The sequence below is a fragment of the Caldovatus aquaticus genome (assembly GCF_019458025.1).
Taxonomy (GTDB): domain Bacteria; phylum Pseudomonadota; class Alphaproteobacteria; order Acetobacterales; family Acetobacteraceae; genus Caldovatus; species Caldovatus aquaticus.
On the sequence record NZ_JAHZUY010000108.1, the window covers coordinates 1 to 5,322 of the forward strand.

A 5,322-nucleotide genomic window follows, 5' to 3' on the forward strand; every position below is an offset into this window, starting at 1 on the left:
TCGCGGGCAGGGGGACCCGGACCGAAGCGGCACGCGGCCCGGCGAGCAACGCGCCGGGGCCGTCGCCTCGCCCCCGGGCGAGGCCCGCTCCCCCGCCCGCGCGGGCGCGGGCGCGGCCCGCTCGGCGGTCGCCGTGTCGGCCATTGGGTGTCCCCGCCCGCGCGGGCGCGGGCGCGGCTCGACGCTCGCGGCTGGCGGCCAGACGCCGCTCCTCCCGCCCGCGCGGGCGCGGGCGGTGATGGGCTGCGGCCACTTCGCCGCGGGCAAGGGGGGAGGCGGAGGCGCCGGCCGCCGCCGCTCCCGGCGCGGGGAGCGACCGCGGCCTCTCCCGCGGCGGATGGTGCGACCCGCCAGCGCGCGCAGCGGTGGCGGAGCGGCGCGCGGCCCGCCGGCCGGCGCAGGCAGGCGAGGGACGCTGCGTCGGCGACCGGCGGACCCCCGGCGCGCCGGCTCGGGCGCGGAGGCCGCCCCTGCGCGCCCTGCGGCCTACAGCCGCACCGCGCGCGCCGCGCGCCAGTCCGCGGCGTCGACGAGGCGCAGGCCGCGCCGCCGCGCCGCCCGCAGCGCGGCCGCCGAGGGGAACGGGCAGTAGGCGAGCGGCGCCGTCGCGGTCTCCTCCGCCGTGCCGGCCTCGATCCGCGCCAGCACCTCGCTGGCGAGCCCGGCCCCCAGCGCGTGCAGCGCGCGCGCGGCGCCGGCGACGCTGAGGCCCGCGGGCAGCGGCATCGGCCGCTGCGCCAGCACCGGCCCGGCGTCGATGCGCGGCACCAGCCGGTGCACCGTGACGCCGAGCGCCGGCGGCTCCTCCTGCAGCGCCCAGAACACCGGCATCGGCCCGCGATGGCGCGGCAGCAGCGAAGGATGCACGTTGATCCCGCCGCGCGGCGCCAGCGCGATCGTCTCGGCGGAGAGGATCTGGTCGAAGTGGAAGGTGACGATCAGGTCGGGCCGCGCCTCGCGCAGCGCGGCGTGGAAGCGCGGCCCGTTCACGTCCTCGACCGTCACCATCGGCACCCCCGCCTTGCGGCAGCAGGCGGCGAGCGAGCCGGAATCGTCCAGGCGGAGCGCGGAGAGCAGCCGCGGCACCGCGAATTCGAGCGCGAGCCAGGGCAGCAGGCGCGGCCCGGAGCGCCGGAGATGGCGCCGGAGCTGCCCGGCCATCCCGCCCGCTGCGCGCCGGAAGGGATCGGAGCGCCCGACCAGCGCCAGGCGCTCGCGCTGCGCCCGGGCGAAGGCGGCGACGGCGGCGGCGCTCGCCGTGCTCTCCAGCGTCAGCAGCGCGATGCGCAGCCGGGAGCGGCGGGGCCCGCCGCCCGGGTTCGTCGTCTCCGCCCCGGGGCTCACTCCGGCAGCTCGGCCGGGCCGGACTCGGCGAGGGCGGCGGCGGTCGCCTGCACCGCCTCGCGGATCTCGGCCTCGGTGTGCTCGGCGCTGAGGAAGAAGCGCAGCCGCGCGCTCGCCTCCGGCACCGCGGGGAAGAGGATCGGCTGGACGTTGATCCCGCGCGCGAACAGCGCCGCCGAGAGCCGCGCCGCGCCGACCGAGGAGCCGACGATCACCGGCACGATCCCCATCCCGGCCGAGCGGCCGACATCGAGCCCGCGCGCCCGCGCGAGGTCGCGAAACAGCGTCGCGTTCGCCTGCAGCCGCCGCACCCGCTCCGGCTCCGCGCGCAGGATCGCGAGCGATTCCAGCGCCGCCGCGGCGAGCGGCGGGGCGAGGCCGACCGAATAGACGAAGCCCGGCGCCGAGTGCCGGAGGTAGTCCACCAGCGCCCGCCGCCCGGCGATGTAGCCGCCGCAGGCGGAGAGCGTCTTGGAGAGCGTCCCCATCCAGATGTCCACCTCGGACGGGTCCACGCCGCACTGCTCGAACACGCCGCGCCCCGTGGCGCCGAGCACGCCGAGCGCATGCGCCTCGTCCACCATCAGCCAGGCCTCGTGCCGGCGCGCGACGGCGGCGAAGCGCGCGAGGTCCGGCACGTCGCCGTCCATGCTGTAGTGGCCCTCGATCAGCAGCAGGGCGCGCCGCGCGCCGCGCCGCTCCGCGGCCAGCGCGCGCTCGGCGGCGGCCCAGTCGTTGTGCGGGAAGGCGACGCGCCGCGCGCCGGAGAGCCGCGCCCCCTCGAGGCAGGAATTGTGGATCGCCGCGTCGTGCACGATCAGGTCGCGCGGGCCGAGCAGGTGGCCGATCACCGTCACGTTCGTCGCGTGGCCGGAGACGAAGGCGAGGCACGCCTCGGTGCCGTAGTTCGCGGCCAGCGCCGCTTCGAGCGCGGCATGCACCGGGCGCTCGCCCGAGACCAGGCGCGAGGCGGAGGCGGAGACGCCGTGGCGGTCGATCGCCGCCTTCGCCGCCGCCGCGACGCGCGGATCGCCGTTCAGCCCGAGATAGTTGTAGGAGGCGAAGTTGAGGTAGTCGCGCCCGCCGATGCGCGTGCGCGCCCCGGCCACGCCCTCGTGCGGGCGGAAGAACGGGTTCTCGAGGCCGAGCGCCTCGCCCGCGGCGCGGATCAGGGCGAGGTCGCGCTGGCCGGGCAGGCCCGCGAAGCCGCGCGGGTCGGCGGCGTCCTCCTCCGCCGCTCCCTCCGCGCCGTCGCGGCGCTGCGCCAGCCGCCGGAGCAGCGCGAGCCGCGCGCTCCGGGAGAGGCCGAAGCCGCCCTTCATTCCGCCGCCTCCGCGGGCGCGGCGGGGGGCTCGTAGGCCGCCATCAGCGTCTCCAGCGCCGCCTCGGCGCGGTCCTCGAGCACCACGCCGGCGACGCGCTCGGCCAGCGCCGCCAGCGTCAGGTCCTCGGTCACTGCGGCGAGCGGGACCTGGGCGCCGAGGCGCCGCTCCAGCGCCATGCGCAGCTCGAGCCCGCCCAGGCTGTCGAGGCCGAAGCCCGCGGCCGGCGCGTCCAGCGGCACCGCCTCGGGGGGGAGGCGCAGGATGCGCGCCGCCTCCTCGGCGACCAGGGTCCGCAGCAGGGCGCGCGCCTCGGTGGCGGGCAGGCGGCGCAGCCGCGCGCGCAGCTCCTCCGCCGACTCGCCCTCCGCCGCATCGCCGCCCGCGGCGCGCCGCGCGGCGGCGAAGGCCGGCTCGGCCAGCACCGGGAGCGCCATGCGCGCCTGCGCCCAGGCGATGCGCGCCAGCCCGACCACCGCCGGCGCGTCCGGCCGCAGCGCCGCGCCGAGCCCGGCCTGCAGCGCCTCCGCCGCCGGCATCGGCGCGGCGCCGAGGCGGCGGCGCAGCGTCTCGACGGCGGCCGGATCGGCGGCGAGCATCCCGGCGTCGGCGATCGGCCCCCAGGCGATGGCGACCGCCGGGCGGCCCTGCGCGCGGCGGCGGCGCGCCAGGGCCTCGAGCGCCGCATTGGCGGCGACGTAGTTGGCCTGGCCCGGATTGCCGAAGGCCGCGGTGGCGGAGGAGAACAGCACGAACGCCTCCAGCGGATCGCCCGCGGTCAGGCGGTCGAGGTTCTCCGCCGCCGCGAGCTTCGCCGCCAGGGCGCGGGCGAAGCGCGCCGCGTCCATGGCGATCGCCGCGCCGTCGTCGAGGACGGCGGCGGCGTGCACCACGCCGCGGATCGGCGCGCCGCCGGCGCGGATCGCCTCCAGCGTGCGCGCCAGCGCCGCGCCGTCCGCCGCGTCGCAGGCATGGAGCGAGGCGCGCGCGCCGAGGGCGGCGAGGGTCCGCAGCGCCGCCTCGGCGCCGGGCGTCGCCGGCCCGCGCCGGCCGATCAGCGCGAGCCGCGCGACGCCGCGCGCCGCGAGCCACTTCGCCGCCTCCAGCCCGAAGCCCTGGATGCCGCCGACGACGAGCCAGACGCCCTCCGCCGCCGGCTGCCACGCCGTCGCCGGCGCCGCCGCGGGCCGCGCCGCCGCCTCCGCCGGCGGCGGCACGATCACGATCTTGCCGATGTGCGCCGAGGCCTGGAGGGTGCGGAACGCCGCCTCCGCCTCCTCCGCCGCATGCACCGCATGCGGCAGCGGCAGCAGCGCCCCCTCGGCGAGGCGGGCGCGGATGTCGCCGAGCAGGCTCGCGGCGAAATCGGGCCTCGCGCGCGGCAGCGCGTCCACGTCCACGGCGAAGTAGGTCGCGTTGCGGCGCAGCGGGCGCAGCGGCGCGCGGCGGTCCTCCACGTAGTCGCGCTTGCCGAGCTCGACGAAGCGGCCGAAGGGGCGGAGCAGGCCGAGCGAGCGCTCCATCGCCTCGCCGGCGAGCGAGTTGAGCACCACGTCCACGCCCTCGGGCCAGCGCGCGCGCAGCGCGTCGGCGAAGCCGGGATCGCGCGAATCGAGCGCAAGCTCCGCCCCGGCGGCGCGCAGGAAGGCGCGCTTCGCCTCGGTGCCGGCGGTGACGGCGACGCGCGCCCCGGCGGCCAGCGCCACCTGCAGGGCGGCGAGGCCGACGCCGCCCGCCCCGCCGTGGATCAGCACGCGCTCGCCGGCGCGCAGCCGGGCGCAGTGCTCCAGCGCATAGACCGCGGTGAGGAAGGCGACCGGCACCGTCGCCGCCGCCGCCGGCGAGAGGCCCTCCGGCCGGCGCGCCAGCGCCTCCGCGCGCGTCAGGACGCGCGAGGCGAGGGCGGCGGGGGCGAAGCCGAACACCGCCTCGCCGGGGCGGAGCTCCACGCCCGGCCCCGCCGCCTCCACTACCCCGGCGCACTCCATGCCGAGGGTGGGGCCGGCGAAGCCGTCGAGCAGCGCCTCCTCCGGCAGCAGGCCCTGCGCCCACATCAGGTCGCGGAAATTGAGCCCCGCCGCCTCGACCCGCAGCAGCACCTCGCCCGGGCCGGGCGCGCGCGGCGCGGGCGCGGGCTCCCAGGCGAGGCTGGCGAGCCGGCCGGGCTCGCGCACCGCGAGGCGGGCGGGCGCGGCCGGCGCGGCGCGGTCCTCCGCGCCGCCGGGCAGGAGCCGCGGCACCAGGCGCGCGGTGGCGGTGAAGGTGACCTCCGCCTCGCCGCCGGTCGGGCCGAGCAGCTCGGGCAGCAGCCGGCGCGCCGCCTCCTCCGGCGCCAGGTCCGGGCAGAGGTCGAGGCGGCGCGGCGCGAGGTCCGGCATCTCGTTCGCCAGCACCCGCCCGAGCGCGAACAGCGCCGCGCCGGCCGGGGAATGCGCGGCGGCGTCCTCGGGCTGCGCCCCGCCCCGGGTGACGAGGCGGAAGGCGGCGGCGCTGCCCTGCGCCGCCTCCGCCCAGCGCACCGTCGCGGCCAGGGCGGCGGGGAGCGCGCGCGGGGCGGGGGCGGCGAGCAGGACGACGGTGGCGCCCGCCAGCGCGCGCGGCGGCGGCACGGCGCCGGCGAGGTCGTGACGCTGCGGCGGCCGCCCGACCCCGGCGA

Annotated in this window: 3 protein-coding genes; all 3 read right to left on the reverse strand. The window is 80.3% G+C overall.

The window, feature by feature from the left end; all coding sequences use genetic code 11:
- Nucleotides 1–486: 486 nt before the first annotated feature.
- A complete protein-coding gene (locus K1J50_RS19675) occupies nucleotides 487–1,344 on the reverse strand; it encodes a methionyl-tRNA formyltransferase (RefSeq protein WP_220119222.1) in 858 nt (285 codons plus the stop codon).
- Nucleotides 1,341–2,666, reverse strand: coding sequence for an aminotransferase class I/II-fold pyridoxal phosphate-dependent enzyme (locus K1J50_RS18505; protein WP_220119223.1), 1,326 nt, complete (start codon nucleotides 2,664–2,666; stop codon nucleotides 1,341–1,343). The genes K1J50_RS19675 and K1J50_RS18505 overlap by 4 nt, the downstream gene beginning before the upstream one ends.
- Nucleotides 2,663–5,322 (reverse strand): SDR family NAD(P)-dependent oxidoreductase (locus K1J50_RS18510; protein WP_220119224.1); only part of this gene is annotated, 2,660 nt, incomplete at its 5' end. The genes K1J50_RS18510 and K1J50_RS18505, both read right to left, overlap by 4 nt.

What these genes read in the sequence shown, in the direction of transcription:
- K1J50_RS18505 (WP_220119223.1), bottom strand. Translation starts at nt 2,666, where the DNA reads ATGAAGGGCGGCTTCGGCCTCTCCCGGAGCGCGCGGCTCGCGCTGCTC.